This window comes from Geodermatophilus sp. SYSU D00705, assembly GCF_054050135.1.
Genome location: NZ_JBJGYT010000012.1, coordinates 77814 through 94717 on the forward strand (window position 1 = coordinate 77814; position 16904 = coordinate 94717).

Here is a 16904-nt window from a genome sequence, read left to right on the forward strand (position 1 = left end):
CGGGGGCGGACTGCCGATAGAGGCCACATGGCACGTCGGCTCTCCCTCGCGGGGCTCTCGACCGACCCCCGCACCGCCTCCGCGTCCGCTCCGTCGCCCTGGTGGCGCAGCGCCGTGGTCTACCAGGTGTACCTGCGCTCGTTCGCCGACAGCAACGGCGACGGCATCGGCGACCTGGCCGGCCTGCGCTCGCGCCTGCCCTACCTGGCCTGGCTCGGCGTGGACGCGCTGTGGATCAACCCGCACTACCCCTCGGGCGGGGCCGACGGCGGCTACGACGTCGTGGACTACCGCGCCGTCGACCCTGAGTACGGCGACGTCGCCGACCTCGAGGCCCTGGTGGACGACGCCCGCCGGGTGGGCCTGCGGGTCGTGCTGGACGTCGTCCCCAACCACACCTCCGACCAGCACCGGTGGTTCCAGGCCGCGCTGGCCGACCCGGACTGCCCCGAGGCCGGCCGCTACCACTTCGCCCCGCCGTCGGAGGAGCCGCCGAACAACTGGCAGTCCCTGTTCGGCGGGCCGGCCTGGTCGCGCACGCCCGACGGCCGCTGGTACCTGCACCTGTTCGCCCCCGAGCAGCCCGACCTGAACTGGCGCGACCCCGAGGTCGCCGCCGACTTCGAGCGGACGCTGCGGTTCTGGCTGGACCGCGGGGTCAGCGGCTTCCGGGTCGACGTCGCCTACGGCCTGTACAAGGACGCCGCCCTGCGGGACAACCCCGGGTTCTACGCGCCGACCCTGTTCGGGCACGGTCCGGAGCAGGCGATGACGTGGAACCAGCCCGAGGTGCACGACGTGTGGCGCCGCTGGCGGTCGATCTGCGACGAGTACCCCGACACCATGCTGGTCGGCGAGGTCTGCCTGGCCGACCTCGAGCAGGTCGCGCTGTACTCGCGGCCCGACGAGATGCACCAGGCCCTGTCGTTCCGGCTGCTCAAGTCGGCGTGGGACACCGACGCCTTCGCCGAGGCGATCTCCAGCGCGCTGGACGCGTTCGGCACCGTCGGCGCCCCGGTGTCGTGGGTGCTGGGCAACCACGACAAGGAGCGTCAGGTCACCCGCTTCGGCGGCGGCGCGCTGGGCCGCGCCCGCGCCCGCGCCGCGGCGCTGCTGATGCTCGCGCTGCCCGGCTCGGCGTACCTCTACGCCGGCGAGGAGCTGGGCCTGCCGCAGGCCGTCGTCGCCGACGAGGCCAAGCGGGACCCGATCTTCCTGCGCAGCGGCGGCGCCCGCGCCGGCCGCGACGGCTGCCGCATCCCCATGCCGTGGAACGCCACCGACGGGGTCGGCTTCTCCCCCGACGGCGCCGCGGAGCCGTGGCTGCCGATCCCGGCCGACTGGGGCCGGTACGCGGTGTCGCGGCAGGCCGGGCGCAGCAACTCGACGCTGCAGCTCTACCGCCGGGCCCTCGCGGTGCGCAGGGCGCACCCCGCGTTCGCCACCGGCACGGCGACGGTGACCACGCACGGCGACGTCCTCACGGTGCGCTGCGCGGGCGAGGACGAGACGGTGCGCTGCGTGGTCAACATGGGCACCGAGACGGCGCTGGTCGGCTGCTCCGGCACGGTGCTGCTCAGCTCCAGCACGCGGGTGCACGCCGCGGTCGGGACCGTGGCCCTGCCGCCCAACAGCGCCGTCTGGCTGCTCGAGCACTGACGCGGGCCGCCACCGGCCGGGCCGGGACTCCTCCCAGGTGGTGCCGGCCGGGCGCCCTCCGCTCAGCCGGGCTGCAGGGCGGTGCTGCGCCCCAGCACCAGCGAGAGGACGAGCGCGGCCAGCGTGAGTCCCCCGGTGAGCAGCACGACAGCCGTCCAGCCGCCGCCGTCCCAGGCCACGCCGGCGAGGGTGCCCCCGACCGACGAGCCGACGTAGTACCAGAACGAGTACAGCGAGGCGGCCTGCCCGACGGCACGCCCGCCCGAGGCCGCCCGCAGCGCCACCCACCCGCTGGCCACGCCGTGGGCGGCGAAGAAGCCGATGGTGAGCACGCACAACCCGGTGACGAACAGGGCCAGGGGCGCGGCGAGGGTCAGCGCGACCCCGCAGGCCATCACCGCCACCGCGACCGGCACCACGGGCCGGCGGCCGAACCGCCCGGCCAGCTCCCCGCCGACCGCCGAGCTGACCGAGCCGAGCAGGTAGGCCAGGAACACCAGCCCCGCCACCGCCGGCGCGAGCGCGTAGGGCGCGGACTCCAGCCGGAACGTCGCGGCGTTGTAGGCCGCGACGAACGCCCCCATCAGCAGCGCCGCGCAGCCGTACAGGCCGAGCAGCACGGGGTCGGTGACGCCGGCGACGAGCTGCCGCAGCACCGGCACCTCCCGCGGCACCCGCACGAACCGGCGCGACGGCGGCAGCAGCAGCCGCACCGCGACCGCGCACCCCACCCCCAGCAGCGCGATCCCGCCGGTCGCCGTCCGCCAGCCGCCGAGGTCGACCAGCACGCCGCCGAGCAGCCGGCCGGTCAGCCCGCCGATCGCGTTGCCGCTGACGAACAGGCCGATCGCCCGGGCGGAGACCGACGCGTCCAGCTCCTCCCGCAGGTAGGCCGCGGCCACCGCGGGCAGGCCGGCGAGCACGAAGCCCTGCAGGCCGCGCAGGACGAGGAGCACCGGCCAGGTCGGGGCCACCGCGACCAGCACCGCGAGGAACGCCGAGGTGGCGAGACTGCCGTGCAGGATCGCCGTGCGCCCGCGCCGGTCGGACACCGGGCCGAGGACCAGCAGTCCCAGGGCGAGGCCCGCGGTGGCCACGGAGACCGACAGCGTCGAGGCCGCCGGGGAGACCGCGAAGACGCGGGTGAGCTCGGGCAGCAGCACCTGCGGCAGGTAGAGCATCGCGAACACCGCCACCCCGGCCAGGAAGATCGCGAGCGTGGCGCGGCGGAACCCCGGCTCGCCGGCGCGGTACCCCTGGTCGGCCGGGAGCGCGTCCATGCCCCGACTCTGCGCCTGTGACCGGCCACACCACCTGTCAGGTCCCTGTGAGTCACGCGCCACCCCTTGTGCACCCCCGACGGCGGGGCGAGGCTGCGGACGCTGCAGTTCCGTTCCGTGGCAGCGGGGGTGGCCCGCCGCCGGTCGTTGCCCCCGGGAGCCGCGATGCCCGCCGTGCACCAGCCCCGCGCGTCCGCGACCGGCCGCACCCGGACGCCGCGCGGGCGCCCGGCGGCCGTGCTGGCCCTGGCGCTGCTCCTGGCCGCCTGCACGTCCGGACCGGCGGGCACGTCCGGCTCGGACGACGCCGCCGCGCCATCCCGGGGCGGGACGGCCGAGCAGGGCCCGGCGGCGTCCGGCGAGCTGCCGCGCCCGGACCACGTCGTGGTGGTGGTGTTCGAGAACGAGGACGCCACGGACGTCGTCGGCAGCTCGGACGCGCCCTACCTGACGTCGCTGGCCCGGTCCGGCGCCGACTTCACCGACGCCCACGGCGAGGTGCACCCGAGCCAGCCGAACTACCTGGCGCTGTTCTCCGGGTCCACGCAGGGCGTCGAGGACAACGACTGCCCGGTGGAGCTGACCGGGGACAACCTCGCCAGCCAACTGCTGGCCGCCGGGGAGACCTTCGTCGGGTACGCCGAGGGCCTCCCCCGCCCCGGGTACACCGGCTGCGAGAGCGGCGACTACGCCCGCAAGCACAACCCCTGGGTGAACTGGACCGACCTGCCCGACTCGGTGAACCAGCCCTTCAGCGCCTGGCCCACCGACCACGCGCAGCTGCCCACCGTCGCCTTCGTCGTCCCGGACCTGTGCAACGACATGCACGACTGCGGCGTCGACGTGGGCGACGCCTGGGCCGAGGACAACCTCGGGCCCTACGTCGAGTGGGCGACGGCGCACGACAGCCTGCTGGTGATGACCTTCGACGAGGACAGCGGCACCGACGACAACCACATCGCCACCGTCGTGGCCGGCGCCGGTGTCGTCCCCACCCGCAGCGACCAGCGCATCGACCACTACGACCTGCTGCGCACCATCGAGGACATGTACGGCCTCGAGCCCCTCGGGGAGGCCGCCGACGCCGAGCCGATCACCGGCATCTGGGCGCCGGCGGGCGGCTGAGGCCGCCGCCGGTCCGCTCGCCGCCGGCCGGCCGGGCCGGTAGGCAGGGGGCATGGACCTGCAGCTCACCGGCAAGCGGGCGATCGTCACCGGCGCCAGCCGCGGCATCGGCCTGGAGATCGCCGACGGCCTGGCGGCCGAGGGCGTGCACGTGGCGCTGGTCGCCCGGGGCGCCGAGGCCCTCGACGCCGCCGCCGGCCGCGTCCGGCGGCACGGCACGACCGTCCTGGCCTGCCCCGCCGACACCCGGGACGACGCCGCGGTGCGGGCCGCGGTCGAGCGCGTCGTGGCCGAGCTGGGCGGGGTGGACGTCCTCGTCAACGCCGCCGCCCGGCCGGCGTCCTCGGGGCCCGTGCCGCCGCTGGCCGAGCTCTCCGACGACGCGCTGCGCGAGGAGGTGGAGACCAAGGTGCTGGGCTACCTGCGCTGCGCGCGGGCGGTGGCGCCGCACATGGCCGCGGCCGGCTGGGGCCGGATCATCAACATCAGCGGCCTCAACGCCCGCCGGACCGGCTCCCTGGTCGGCTCGGTGCGCAACGTCGCGGTGGCCGCGATGACGGCGAACCTCGCCGACGAGCTGGGCCCGGCCGGCATCACCGTCACCGTCGTCCACCCCGGCATCACGGTGACCGAGCGCACCGCCCAGCTGCTCGCCGACCGGGCTGCCGAGCAGGGCGGCACGCCCGCGGAGGCGGAGCGGGCGATGGCCGCCGGCACCAGCATCGGCCGGCTGGTCACCGCCCGGGAGGTGGCCGACGTGGTCACCTTCCTCGCCTCACCCCGCAGCGCGGCGATCACCGGGGACGCCGTCGCCGTGGGCGGCGGCTCCCGCGGCGTCATCTCCTACTGACCGCCTCACCCGAGGACGACGAGCAGGTCACCGCCCTCCACCTGCTGCACGGACCCGATGGCCAGGCGCTGCACCGTGCCGGCCGCGGGTGCGGTGATCGCGGCCTCCATCTTCATCGCCTCGATGGTGGCCACCGGCTGGCCCGCGGCGACGCTGTCGCCCTCGGCGACCTGGAGGGTGACCACGCCGGCGAACGGCGCGGCGACCTGCTTCGGGTCGCTGCGGTCGGCCTTCTCCGCGGCCTTGACCGCGGCCTCCACGGAGCGGTCGCGCACCGACACCGGGCGCAGCTGCCCGTTGAGGGTGCACATCACGGTCCGCATGCCGCGCTCGTCGGGGTCGGAGACGGCCTCCACGCCCATCAGCAGCGTGACACCCGGCTCGAGGTCGACGGCGTGCTCGTCGCCGGGCCGCAGGCCGTAGAGGAACTCCTTGGTGGGCAGCACCGAGACGTCGCCGTAGGCCTCGGAGTGGGCCAGGAACTCCCGCGTCGGGCCCGGGAACAGCAGCCGGTTGAGCGTCGCCCGCGGCTCCTTCGCCAGAACGTCGCGGTCGTCGTCGGACAGCTCGGCCGGCGGCTCGGCGGGACGGCGGCCCTCCAGCGCGCGGCTGCGGAACGGCTCGGGCCAGCCGCCGGGCGGGTCGCCCAGCTCGCCGCGGAGGAAGCCGATCACCGAGTCGGGCAGGTCGTACTTCCCGGGCTCCGTGGCGAAGTCCTCCACCGCGACGCCGGAGCCGACCAGCTGCAGCGCGAGGTCGCCGACCACCTTCGAGCTCGGCGTGACCTTGACCAGCCGGCCGAGCAGCCGGTCGGCGGCGGCGTAGGCGTCCTCGACCTCCTCGAACCGCTGCCCCAGCCCGAGCGCGATCGCCTGCTGGCGCAGGTTGGACAGCTGTCCCCCGGGGATCTCGTGGGTGTAGACCCGCCCGGTCGGTGACGGCAGGCCGGACTCGAACGGCGCGTAGATGCGGCGCACCGCCTCCCAGTACGGCTCCAGGTCGTTGACCGCCCGCAGGTCCAGGCCGGTGGCCCGCTCGGTGGCGTCGGTGCCGGCCACGATCGCCGACAGCGGCGGCTGACTCGTGGTGCCGGCCATGGACGCGACCGCGCCGTCGACCGCGTCCACGCCGGCCTGCCAGGCCGCCATGAGCGTGGCCAGCTGGCCGCCGGCGGTGTCGTGGGTGTGCAGGTGGACGGGGAGGTCGAACCGCTCCCGCAGCGCGGTCACCAGCGTCGCGGCGGCCGGCGGCCGGAGCAGCCCGGCCATGTCCTTGATCGCCAGGATGTGCGCGCCGGCGTCGACGATCTGCTCGGCCAGCCGCAGGAAGTAGTCCAGCGTGTACAGCGTCTCGCCGGGGTCGGAGAGGTCGCCGGTGTAGCACAGCGCCACCTCGGCCACCGCCGTCCCGGTCTCGCGGACCGCGTCGATGGCCGGGCGCATCTGGGCGACGTCGTTGAGCGCGTCGAAGATGCGGAAGACGTCGATGCCGGTGCGCGCCGCCTCGGCCACGAACGCCGTGGTCACCTGCTCCGGGTAGGGCGTGTAGCCGACGGTGTTGCGGCCGCGCAGCAGCATCTGCAGGCAGATGTTGGGCACCGCCTCCCGCAGCGCGGCCAGCCGCTCCCACGGGTCCTCGTGCAGGAAGCGCAGCGCCACGTCGTAGGTGGCCCCGCCCCACGCCTCCAGGGACAGCAGCTGCGGGGTGGTCCGGGCGACGTGCCCGGCGACGCCGAGCAGGTCCTTGGTGCGCACCCGGGTGGCCAGCAGCGACTGGTGCGCGTCGCGGAAGGTGGTGTCGGTGACCGCCAGCGCGGTCTGTGCGCGCAGGTCCGCGGCGAACGCCTCCGGCCCGAGCTCGGCCAGCCGCTGCCGCGAGCCGTCGGGGGGCGTGGCGCGCAGGTCCACCCGGGGCAGCTTCTCCAGCGGGTCGACCAGGTGCGGGCGTTCCCCGTGGGGCTGGTTGACCGTCACGTCGGCCAGGTAGGTCAGCAGCCGGGTGCCGCGGTCGGCGCTGCTGCGCGCGGTGAGCAGGTCCGGGCGCTGCTCGATGAACGACGTCGTCACCCGCCCGGCGGCGAAGTCGGGGTCGTCGAGCAGGGCGGCCAGGAACGGGATGTTCGTGGCCACCCCGCGGATGCGGAACTCGGCCACCGCGCGCCGCGCCCGGGCGACCGCGGTGGCGAAGTCCCGGCCGCGGCAGGTCAGCTTGACCAGCAGCGAGTCGAAGTGCGCCTCCACCTCCGCGCCCAGCGAGGCGCCGCCGTCCAGCCGGATGCCCGCGCCGCCCGGCGAGCGGTAGGCGGTGATCCGGCCGGTGTCCGGACGGAAGCCGTTGGCGGGGTCCTCGGTGGTGATGCGGCACTGCAGCGCCGCGCCCCGCAGCCGGATGGTGTCCTGCGACAGACCGAGGTCGGCGAGGGTCTCCCCCGAGGCGATCCGCAGCTGGGACTGCACCAGGTCGACGTCGGTGACCTCCTCGGTGACCGTGTGCTCGACCTGGATGCGCGGGTTCATCTCGATGAACACGTGCCGGCCCTGGGCGTCGAGCAGGAACTCGACGGTGCCGGCGTTGACGTAGCCGATGGCGCGGGCGAAGGCGACCGCGTCGGCGCAGATGCGCTCCCGCAGCGCGGGGTCCAGGTTGGGGGCCGGGGCCAGCTCGACCACCTTCTGGTGCCGGCGCTGCACCGAGCAGTCCCGCTCGAAGAGGTGGACGACGTTCCCCTGCCCGTCGGCGAGGATCTGCACCTCGATGTGCCGCGGGTCGACGACCGCCTGCTCGACGAAGACGGTGGCGTCGCCGAAGGCTGCCTCGGCCTCCCGCATCGCCGCCTGCACCGCGCCGGCCAGCTCTGCGGGGTCCTCCACCCGGCGCATGCCGCGCCCGCCGCCGCCGGCGACGGCCTTCACGAACACCGGGAACGGCATGTCCCGCGCGGCGGTCAGCACCGCGTCGACGTCGTCGCTGGGCTCGGTGCTCGCGAGGACCGGCAGGCCGGCCTCCCGGGCGGCGGCGATCGCCCGGGCCTTGTTGCCGGTCAGCTCCAGCACCTCGGCCGACGGGCCGACGAAGGTGATGCCCTCCCGGGCGCAGGCCGCCGACAGGTCCGGGTTCTCCGACAGGAACCCGTAGCCGGGGTATACGGCGTCCGCGCCGGCCCGCCGCGCGGCGCCGACGATCTCGTCCACCGACAGGTAGGCGCGGACCGGGTGGCCCTCCTCACCGATCTGGTAGCTCTCGTCGGCCTTGAGCCGGTGGACGGAGTTGCGGTCCTCCCAGGGGAACACCGCGACCGTGCCCGCACCCAGCTCGTAGGCGGCACGGAACGCCCGGACGGCGATCTCCCCGCGGTTGGCGACCAGGACCTTCGAGAACATGGGGCTCCTCGGGAAGACGACGCGGCTGCGGGCAGGGTAGGGCCGCAAACAGGAGACCGCCCGCGCCCCCCGGTCGACAAGGGGGCGCGGGCAGGTACGGACGACGAGCGGCTACGCGACCTCGGCCGCGCGCTCGGCGAGCAGGTCGAGGGCGATGTCGACGATCATGTCCTCCTGGCCACCCACGAGGCGGCGCCTCCCGACCTCGATCAGGATGCTGCGGACGTCGATGCCGTACTGCGTCGCGGCGGCCTCGGCGTGCCGGAGGAAGCTCGAGTAGACGCCGGCGTAGCCGAGCGTGAGGGTCTCCCGGTCGACCTGGACGGGGCGGTCCTGCAGCGGGCGGACGAGGTCGTCGGCGGCGTCCTGCAGGGCGAGCAGGTCGCAGCCGTGCTGCCACTCCTGGAGGTTCGCCACGGCGATGAACGGCTCGATGGGGCAGTTGCCCGCGCCGGCACCGTGCCCGGCCAAGGAGGCGTCCACCCGGGTGACGCCCTCTTCCACGGCGACGACGGAGTTGGCCACCGCCAGCGACAGGTTCTGGTGGGCGTGGATGCCGATCTGCGTGCCCGGGTCGAGCACGTCGCGGTAGGCGCGCACCCGCTCGCGCACGCCGTCCATGGTCAGCCGGCCGCCGGAGTCGGTGACGTAGACGCAGTGTGCGCCGTAGGACTCCATGAGCTCGGCCTGCCGCGCGAGCTCGGCGGCGGGGGCCATGTGGCTGAGCATGAGGAACCCGGACACGTCCATGCCCAGGTCGCGGGCGGTGGCGATGTGCTGGGCGGCGACGTCGGCCTCGGTGCAGTGGGTGGCGATGCGGATGGACCGCACGCCGAGGGAGTAGGCGTGCTCGAGCTCGGCGATGGTGCCGATGCCCGGCAGCAGCAGCGTGGTCAGCACCGCTCGGTCGCAGTGCTCGGCGGCGGCCTCGATCCACTCCCAGTCGCTGTTCGAGCCGGGGCCGTAGTTGAGACTCCCGCCGGCCAGCCCGTCGCCGTGGGCGACCTCGATCGCGTCGACCCCGGCAGCGTCGAGCGCGGCGACGATGCGAGCGACGTCGGCGGGTGAGATCCGGTGCCGGACGGCGTGCATGCCGTCCCGCAGCGTGACGTCCTGGACGTAGAGCTTCCGTGCGGTCATGCGGTCACCTGCGCAGGGGTCCGGGTGGCCAGACGCTCGCCGACCTGCAGGGCCGCCGAGGTCATGATGTCGAGGTTGCCGGCGTAGGCCGGCAGGTAGTGGGCGGCGCCCTCCACCTCGAGGAAGACCGTCACCTTGGTGGTGACCGGACCGGCGCCCTCAGGCAGGAGGGTGTGCACCGGCTCCCCGTCGGGGATCGGGGTGAACTGGACGTCCTGCTTGAGCCGGTAGCCCGACACGTACTCGGCCACCGTCTCGGCCATCTCCTCCACGGACGCCCGGATGGCGTCGTGGTCGGCGTCGCCGATCAGGCAGAACACCGTGTCACGCATGATCAGCGGCGGCTCGGCGGGGCGGACGCAGGACGAGTGCACCGACCCGACCGGTCACGGCGTTCCTGCGGGTCGCCGGCCGATCGCCTGAGTTCCACTGCTGCACCTCCGGGGCGTGTGGGGGGCGCCAGGACAGGCCACCGGAGTGATCTGGACAACACCCGCGTGCCGTTCCGTGGACCGGTCCGTGCCTGCCAGGGCGCCCCCGTTCGCCCGACGAGGTCGTGGCGCGCTCGTTCCGCACTCCGGGACGACGTCCTCGCCGGGGCCGTCCGGAGGAGAGACGTTGGCCGGGACGACGACCGCCCGACGACAGGAGCCCGATGGCGCAGCCGCGGATCCCCCGCAGCACCTACCTGGTCCTCGGCGCGCTGACCGCCTTCGGGCCGCTGGCGACCGACCTCTACCTCCCGGGCCTGCCGGACATGGCAGGAGCGCTGGACACCACGCCGTCGCTGGCGCAGGCCACCATGGCCACCTGTCTGGGGGCCTCGCCTTCGGACAGTTGGTCACCGGCCCGTTCAGCGACCGGGTGGGGCGCCGCCGCCCGCTGCTGGTCGGGGTGGCGCTCTTCGTGCTGACCTCGGCGCTGTGCGCCCTGGCGTCCTCGATCTGGCTCCTGCTCGCGCTGCGCTTCGTGCAGGGGCTGGCCGGCGGCGCGGGCATCGTCATCGCTCGGGCCGTCGTCCGGGACCTGTTCGAGGGACGGCGGGCCGCGCGCGTGTTCTCGCACCTGGTGCTCGTCTTCGGCCTGGCGCCGGTGATCGCGCCCGTGCTGGGCGCGCAGATCCTGCGGTTCGCCGACTGGCGCGGGTTGTTCCTGGCCCTGGCGGGGATCGGGGCGGTCATCCTGCTCGGCTCACGCGCGGCGCTGCCCGAGACCCTCCCGGAGGAGGGACGGCACACCGCCGGCGTCCGGGCGCAGCTGCGCCAGATGGGCGGCCTGGTCACGGACCGGGCCTTCGCCGGGTACCTGGCGGTCAACGCACTGCAGGGCAGTGTCCTGTTCACCTACATCTCGATGAGCTCGTTCGTGCTGCAGGAGGAGCACGGCCTGGACGCACAGGCCTTCTCCCTGGTGTTCGCGGCCAACGCCGTCGGGCTGGTGCTGGGCGGCCAGGTCAACGGGGCCCTGGTCATGCGCCTGGGCCCGGCGCGGCTGCTCGTCGCGTCGGTGCTGCTGGTCGTCGCCGCGTCGGCTGCGCTGCTCGCCGGCGCGCTCAGCGAGGAACTGGTCGCGGTACTCGTGCCGCTGTTCGTCGTCGTCGCCTGCCTCAGCGGCGTGGGCGCCAACAGCACCGCGCTGGCGCTCACGCCGCACGGGTCCGCGGCCGGGGCCGCCTCGGCCCTGCTCGGCATGGTGGTGTTCGGTGCCGGCGCGGCCCTGCCGCCGCTCGCTTCGCTGACCGGCACCACCGGCGCCGTCATGGCCGCGACGATGCTGGCCGCGAGCGCGCTCATGGCCGTGCTGGTCCTGACCGTCGTCCGCCCGTGGCGCCGCGCGGAGGCCGCGGCGGCAGAGCTGGCCACGAGCACGGCGTAGGACCGGGCACGGGCCACCCTCGGGGCAGGATGGCGGCATGACACGGATGGACCTGCGCGTGCGGCTGCTCGGCCGGCTGGCCGGCCTGGCCTCGGTCGCCTCGATGGACGACGCCCGGCTGCAGCGGGCGCAGCAGCAGCGGATCGGCCACAACCCGCTGACGGACCTGCTGTTCGGCGCGGTCGCCGGTGGCGTGACGCTCGCGGACGGCACCGCGAAAGGCGAGGTGGCGTCCGTGCCGATCCGGGTCTACCGGCCCGCCCGTGCCGCCGACCGACGACTGCCGCTCGTCGTCAACTTCCACGGCGGAGGCTGGACGATCGGGTCGCTCGACACCGCGGACTGGCTGTGCAGCCACGTGTCGACGACCACCGGCGCCGTGGTGGTCTCGGTGGACTACCGGCTGGCGCCCGGGCACCGCTGGCCCGCGGCGGCCGAGGACTGCTACGGCGCCCTCGTCGACGTGGTGGACCGGGCGGCGGACCTCGGCGCCGACCCCGGCCGCGTCGCGGTCATGGGTGACAGCGCGGGGGGCAACCTGGCCGCCGTGGTCAGCCTGATGGCCCGTGACCGCTCCGGTCCGCGGATCGCCCACCAGGGGCTGGTCTACCCGGCGGTCGACCTCACCATGAGCAGCCCCTCGATCGAGGAGAACGCGCACGCGCCGATCCTCACGAAGGCCGACTGCCTGTCGTTCCGCGACCACTACCTCGGCGGCCAGGACCCGACCCACCCCTACGCCTCACCGCTGTTCGCCGACGACCTCGCCGGGCTGCCGCCGGCACTGGTCCAGGTGGCCGAGCACGACCCGATCCGCGACGACGGCCTGCGCTACGCCGCCGCGCTGCGCCGGGCCGGCGTCCCGGTCCGCCTGACCGGGTACGTGGCGATGCCGCACGGCTACCTGAGCTTCCCGCGGATCTGCCGCGCCGCGCCGCAGGCGCTGTCCGAGCTCTGCGCGGAACAGTCCGCCGCCCTGGCCCGGCGCGACTGAGGCCGCCGTGGCCGTGCTCGCCCGGGCCTGGAGCGGGCCGGGCGAGCCGGCGAGCCGTGGCGGCCGTTCGTCAGGGGACGAGGATCGCGCGCCCCCGGACCTTCCCGGCGTCGAGGTCGCGCAGCGCGTCCACGGCCCGGTCGAGCGGGTACTGCTGGGTGTGCAGGGTGACCTTCCCGGCCTGCGCGAGCACCATCAGCTCGGCCAGGTCGGTGTACGTGCCGACGATGTTGCCGACGATGTTCTTCTCGCCGGCGACGAAGTCCAGCGTCGGGATGCGCAGCTCGCCGCCGTAGCCGATGACGTAGTACGAGCCGGCCGGGCCGGTCATGTGCCAGCCGTCCATCTCCGCGCCCTGCTCGGCGACGAAGTCGAGGACGACGTTCGCGCCCCCGCCGGTCAGGTCCTGGACCGCCTGCACCTGGTCGCCGTCGGCGAGCACGGTCTCGTCCGCGCCGATCTGCCGGGCGAGCTCCAGGGCGTCGGGGTTGCGGTCGACGACGATGATCCGGGTGCCCGACAGCGCGGCCAGGCACTGGACGCCGATGTGGCCGAGGCCGCCCGCGCCCTGCACGACCGTCGTCGTGCCCGGGTGCAGCAGCGGCAGGGCCTTGCGCACCGCGTGGTAGGCGGTGATGCCGGCGTCGGCGAGTGCGGCGACGTCGGCCGGGTTGGTGGACGGGTCGAGCTTCACGCAGGCCCGGGCGGTGGTGCGCAGGTACTCGGCCATGCCGCCGTCGTCGTTCGACAGCCCGGGGAAGAAGGCGTTCGCACACTGCATGTCGTGGCCGGCGCGACAGGCCGCGCACAGGCCGCAGCTGGGCTGGGGGTGCAGGATCACGGTGTCACCGACGGCGACGTTGGTGACACCCTCCCCCACCGCGTGCACCCACCCGGCGTTCTCGTGCCCGATCACGTAGGGCAGCTCCGGGTTCTGCAGCTCGGCCCACTGCCCCTCGAGGATGTGCAGGTCGGTCCGGCACACCCCGGCGCCGCCGATCTTGACGATGACGTCGAGCGGACCCTGGATCTGCGGTTCGGGGATGTCGTCGATCCTCGGGTCGGAGTGGTACTCGTGCACACGGACGGCCTTCACGGGTGCGTTCCCTTCGAGACGGTGAGCGGGATCAGGGGACGGTCCTCGGGGCGGGGCACCTGGTCGGCCTCCGCCCCCGGGTAGCGGGTGGCGAGCAGCCCGCGGCAGAAGTGCGCGTTGCCGTCGACGGAGATCCGCACCGACCGGGCCCGGCGCAGGACCAGCGGGGCCTGCTCGGGGCTCGGGCGGCTCCCGTCGTCGCCGACCAGCACCGGCGCGCCGGGGTCGGTGGACAGCCCCAGCGCCGCCCGCCGCCGCAGCAGCGCCACGGTGGTGGGGGCACCGGCCGGCAGGTCGGCGAGGGTCAGGCCGGCGACGTCGGCCTCGGTCAGCGACCGGTCGGCGCGCAGCAGCGCGGTCAGCGCCCGCTCCATCGCCGCGGTGTGCGCCTTGCGGGTGAAGGTGGCCCGCAGCTCGTCGAGGGACTCCTCCGCCTCGTGGGCGAAGGTGGCCCGGTAGTCCGTGCCCGCGGCGAGCCCGCGGTTGATCAGGTCGGAGTCGGAGTGGTCGTCGAGGGCCACCACGACCCGCCCGACCCCCCGGACGGCGGCCACCGCCTCGCGGGCGTCGGAGGCCATCAGCCAGGCGAAGTTGGGCGCGCAGAACGACGTCGGCAGGCGCAGGTGCACCTCGACGGTCGCGCCGTCCACGGCCACCGAGCGGACGAAGCCGAGGTCGGTGATCGGCTCGTCCAGCTCGGGGTCGACGACGGCGTCCAGCGCGGCGCGGACGGCGGCCTCGGTGACCTCCCCGGTGAGGACCTGGGTCACCGGCTGCTCCCCCCGGCCATCGCCAGGTCGGCGGCCCCCGGCTCGCGCGGGCCGGTCTCGGTCTCGGCGGCCTCGGGCAGCCGGCACTCCTCCGGAACGGGGAGGTCGTAGAGTCGCGCGGCGTTGAGGCCGAGCACCTTCTTCTTCACGGTGGTGGAGAGCGGCGCGTACTCGGTCATGTCCTCCGGGATCTGGAAGTCCACGAACCGCTCGACCAGCCACTTCGGCGTCCAGAGGGCGTAGTCGCTGGAGAAGAGGATGCGGTCCTCGCCGATCCAGTAGACGAGCTCGCCGATGATCTGCGCGAAGTAGCGCGGCCGGGTGTGGATGAACGGCATCGCCACGGCCAGGCCCGCGTGCACGTTGGGCTCCTGGGTGGCGATCCAGCAGAAGTCCTCCAGCCGGGGCAGCCCGCAGTGCTCGACGACGAAGGTCAGGTCGGTGAAGTCGCTGGCCACGTGGTCGACGTCGGCGACGTCGAAGGCGTCCCGGTCCAGCGGGCGGATGGTCGGGCCCTTGTGGATGTGGATGTTCGTGATGCCCAGCTCGCGGCAGACCTCGAAGTACCGGTAGGCCATGGGGTCGGTGAGCTTCCAGCCGCGGGACTCGCCGTGCCAGTCGGCGGTGTAGAGCTTCACGCCCTTGAGGCCGAACCGCTCGGCGTCGGCGCGCAGCCGGTCCAGGCCGTTCTCCCCGTCGCGGGGGTCCCAGTAGTGGTTGTAGGTCAGCTTGTCCGGGTGGGCCTGGGCCAGCGCGAACGCCTCGTCGGTCTGGCCGAAGCCCCGGTGGTAGAACTCCGCCAGCCGGGCCGGCTGGAAGATCGCGTGGTCGACGATCCCGTCGACGAACACGTCGCGCATCAGCCGCTCGCCGCCCTGGTACAGGTACTCCTCGTACCCCCAGACCTCCGACTCCGGGCTGAGGTTGCGGTGGTAGTCGTAGAAGCAGTCGATGAACTGCTTGCCGTGGACGTTGCGCTGGTTCTCCGGGCGGGCGTCCCACAGCGCGATGTGGGCGTCCACCACGTAGTACTTCTCGCCGTCCTTGGTGTACATGTGCGGCCTCCGTCGGCTCTCCTGTGACGCCTGTCACGCTCGTGGAGCAGACGCTAGGCAGGGCCGGACGGCGGCAGAAGCCGCTCGTTGTCTCACTTTGGAACGCCCCCTGGACGGCGTCCTGCGGGGTTACATTCGTGTGGCGCGGGCCACAGCCACCCGGCCCGCCCCGCCCAGGAGGTGTCCCGTGGACGTGCCCCGGGCCACCCCCGACCCCCTCACCGACCCCGCGCTGGCCGCCCGGCCGGCGCCGCCCCGGCTGCGGGCCTCGTGGCGCCGCAGCCAGGACTACGGCGTCACCCCCGACGAGGTCGTCCCCGTCTTCACCGGCTCCATGGACACCGGGTCGCTGCTGTACGAGTGCGCGCACCGGGTGCTCACCGACCTGCAGGCGGCGATCCCGAACGAGCCGGTCAGCCTCATGGTCGCCGACGCCGAGGGCCTGGTGCTGGCCCGGCTGTGCCGCGACGCCGGCATCCTCCGCTCCCTCGACCGGGTCCACCTGGCGCCGGGCTTCTCCTACGCCGAGCGCAACGCCGGCACCAACGGGCTGGGCCTGTCCCTCGCCGACCGCGCACCGTCGCTGGTCCGGGCCGCCGACCACTGGTGCGCCGAGCTGCGCGGGTTCACCTGCGCCGCGGTGCCCGTCGTCGACCCGGTGAGCGGCGACCTCGCGGGCAGCATCAACCTCACCACCTGGTCGGATTCGTCCTCGGAGCTGCTGCTCGGCCTGGCCCAGGCCGCGGCCAGCGCCACGAGCGCGCTGATGCTGGTCCGCGCCGGCGGTCGCACGGTCCGACCGGCCCCGCGGGGCGAGGTCTTCCACGTCGTCGGCGGGCACCTCGCGGCGGAGGCGGGCGACCCGTGCGTGTCGGCCGGGTGGCGCGCCGCGGTGGCCGGCGCCGCCGCGGCGGCGGACCGGGTGACCGCGGTCGTCGGGGAACCGGGCAGCGGCAAGGCGACGCTGGCCGCCGCGGCCCGCCGCCGGGTCGCCCCCCGCCAGCGGGTGCTGCACGCGCGGGCGCCCGAGGGCGGGGACGTCGCGCCCTGGCTGGAGCTGTGGACACCGGAGCTGCGCGACCCCGACACCCTCGTCATCGTCTCCGGCCTGGCGCACCTGCCCGCCTGGGCCGCCGACGAGCTGGCGCAGACCCTCGCCGCGGTGCGCCGCAGCGGCCGGCCCCAGCCGTTCGTGCTCACCGCACCCGACTTCACCGCGGTGCCCGGCCGCCTGGCCACCCTCGTCGACACCGTCGTCGAGGCGCCCGCGCTGCGGCACCGCACCGACGACGTGCTGCCGCTGGCCGCCTGGTTCGCCCGGCAGGAGCGGCACCGCCCGGTCGACTTCACCCCCCGCGCCGCGCGCGCCCTGACCACCTGCGCCTGGCCGGGCAACGTGCGCCAGCTGCGGCGCGCGGTCCGCGACGCGGCGGCCCGCGCCGACCTCGTCGACGTCCACCACCTGCCGCCGGAGGTGCTCGACGGCGGCGGCCGCCCGCTCAGCCGGCTGGAGCGCCTCGAGCGCGACGAGATCGTCCGCTGCCTCACCGAACCGGGGACGACGATCACCCGCGCCGCCGAGGAGCTGGGCATCGGCCGGGCCACGCTGTACCGGAAGATGGCCCAGTACCGGATCACCCTCCCCCGCTGACCCGCCCTCCCTCTCGCCTGACCCGGCTT

Annotated in this window: 14 protein-coding genes; 7 read left to right on the top strand and 7 right to left on the bottom strand. The window is 74.7% G+C overall.

Going from position 1 to position 16904, the window contains the following annotated elements; genetic code table 11:
- Nucleotides 1-27 precede the first annotated feature (27 nt).
- Nucleotides 28-1659, top strand: a complete 1632-nt coding sequence (locus ACI78Q_RS11975; protein WP_456923593.1) for a glycoside hydrolase family 13 protein — start codon at nucleotides 28-30, stop codon at nucleotides 1657-1659.
- Between the two features lie 62 nt (nucleotides 1660-1721).
- Here ACI78Q_RS11975 and ACI78Q_RS11980 read toward each other — a convergent pair whose 3' ends face one another.
- The gene (locus ACI78Q_RS11980; RefSeq protein WP_456923594.1) at nucleotides 1722-2939 is read right to left on the bottom strand and encodes an MFS transporter; all 1218 of its coding nucleotides are present in this window, start codon (nucleotides 2937-2939) and stop codon (nucleotides 1722-1724) included.
- 165 nt (nucleotides 2940-3104) lie between these two features.
- Between ACI78Q_RS11980 and ACI78Q_RS11985 the strand changes: the two genes are divergently transcribed.
- Both ACI78Q_RS11985 and ACI78Q_RS11990 read left to right on the top strand, forming a co-directional pair.
- Nucleotides 3105-4064 (top strand): alkaline phosphatase family protein, encoded by a 960-nt coding sequence (locus tag ACI78Q_RS11985; protein ID WP_456923595.1) that lies wholly within the window; start codon nucleotides 3105-3107, stop codon nucleotides 4062-4064.
- A gap of 52 nt (nucleotides 4065-4116) precedes the next feature.
- Nucleotides 4117-4914 (top strand): SDR family NAD(P)-dependent oxidoreductase, encoded by a 798-nt coding sequence (locus ACI78Q_RS11990; protein WP_456923596.1) that lies wholly within the window; start codon nucleotides 4117-4119, stop codon nucleotides 4912-4914.
- 5 nt (nucleotides 4915-4919) lie between these two features.
- Here ACI78Q_RS11990 and ACI78Q_RS11995 read toward each other — a convergent pair whose 3' ends face one another.
- The 3 genes from ACI78Q_RS11995 to ACI78Q_RS12005 form a co-directional block, all read right to left on the bottom strand.
- A complete protein-coding gene (locus tag ACI78Q_RS11995) occupies nucleotides 4920-8294 on the bottom strand; it encodes a pyruvate carboxylase (RefSeq protein WP_456923597.1) in 3375 nt (1124 codons plus the stop codon).
- Between the two features lie 111 nt (nucleotides 8295-8405).
- Entirely contained in the window at nucleotides 8406-9434 is a 1029-nt protein-coding gene (gene dmpG, locus ACI78Q_RS12000) for a 4-hydroxy-2-oxovalerate aldolase (protein ID WP_456923598.1), read from the bottom strand.
- A complete protein-coding gene (locus tag ACI78Q_RS12005) occupies nucleotides 9431-9808 on the bottom strand; it encodes a hypothetical protein (protein WP_456923599.1) in 378 nt (125 codons plus the stop codon). The genes dmpG and ACI78Q_RS12005 overlap by 4 nt, the downstream gene beginning before the upstream one ends.
- Nucleotides 9809-10089: 281 nt before the next feature.
- Between ACI78Q_RS12005 and ACI78Q_RS12010 the strand changes: the two genes are divergently transcribed.
- Genes ACI78Q_RS12010 through ACI78Q_RS12020 form a run of 3 tightly spaced genes read left to right on the top strand, consistent with a single transcriptional unit; the run spans nucleotide 10090 to nucleotide 12303 of the window.
- Nucleotides 10090-10347, top strand: coding sequence for a hypothetical protein (locus ACI78Q_RS12010; RefSeq protein ID WP_456923600.1), 258 nt, complete (start codon nucleotides 10090-10092; stop codon nucleotides 10345-10347).
- Nucleotides 10299-11309: an MFS transporter gene (locus ACI78Q_RS12015; protein ID WP_456923601.1), complete on the top strand. Its 1011-nt coding sequence runs from the start codon at nucleotides 10299-10301 to the stop codon at nucleotides 11307-11309. Before ACI78Q_RS12010 ends, ACI78Q_RS12015 begins: the two co-directional genes overlap by 49 nt.
- Before the next feature lie 37 nt (nucleotides 11310-11346).
- Nucleotides 11347-12303: an alpha/beta hydrolase gene (locus ACI78Q_RS12020; RefSeq protein ID WP_456923602.1), complete on the top strand. Its 957-nt coding sequence runs from the start codon at nucleotides 11347-11349 to the stop codon at nucleotides 12301-12303.
- Between the two features lie 70 nt (nucleotides 12304-12373).
- Here the strand turns inward: ACI78Q_RS12020 and ACI78Q_RS12025 are convergent, their stop codons facing one another.
- The 3 genes from ACI78Q_RS12025 to ACI78Q_RS12035 are packed head-to-tail and all read right to left on the bottom strand — an operon-like array spanning nucleotide 12374 to nucleotide 15224.
- Entirely contained in the window at nucleotides 12374-13399 is a 1026-nt protein-coding gene (locus ACI78Q_RS12025) for an NAD(P)-dependent alcohol dehydrogenase (protein WP_456923603.1), read from the bottom strand.
- Nucleotides 13396-14169: an iron-sulfur cluster assembly protein gene (locus tag ACI78Q_RS12030; RefSeq protein WP_456923604.1), complete on the bottom strand. Its 774-nt coding sequence runs from the start codon at nucleotides 14167-14169 to the stop codon at nucleotides 13396-13398. Before ACI78Q_RS12030 ends, ACI78Q_RS12025 begins: the two co-directional genes overlap by 4 nt.
- Nucleotides 14166-15224, bottom strand: coding sequence for an amidohydrolase family protein (locus tag ACI78Q_RS12035; protein WP_456923605.1), 1059 nt, complete (start codon nucleotides 15222-15224; stop codon nucleotides 14166-14168). Before ACI78Q_RS12035 ends, ACI78Q_RS12030 begins: the two co-directional genes overlap by 4 nt.
- 187 nt (nucleotides 15225-15411) lie before the next feature.
- Between ACI78Q_RS12035 and ACI78Q_RS12040 the strand changes: the two genes are divergently transcribed.
- Nucleotides 15412-16875 carry an AAA-type ATPase lid domain-containing protein gene (locus ACI78Q_RS12040; protein WP_456923606.1) on the top strand — a complete coding sequence of 488 codons (1464 nt, stop codon included), beginning with the start codon at nucleotides 15412-15414 and terminating at the stop codon, nucleotides 16873-16875.
- Nucleotides 16876-16904: the final 29 nt, after the last annotated feature.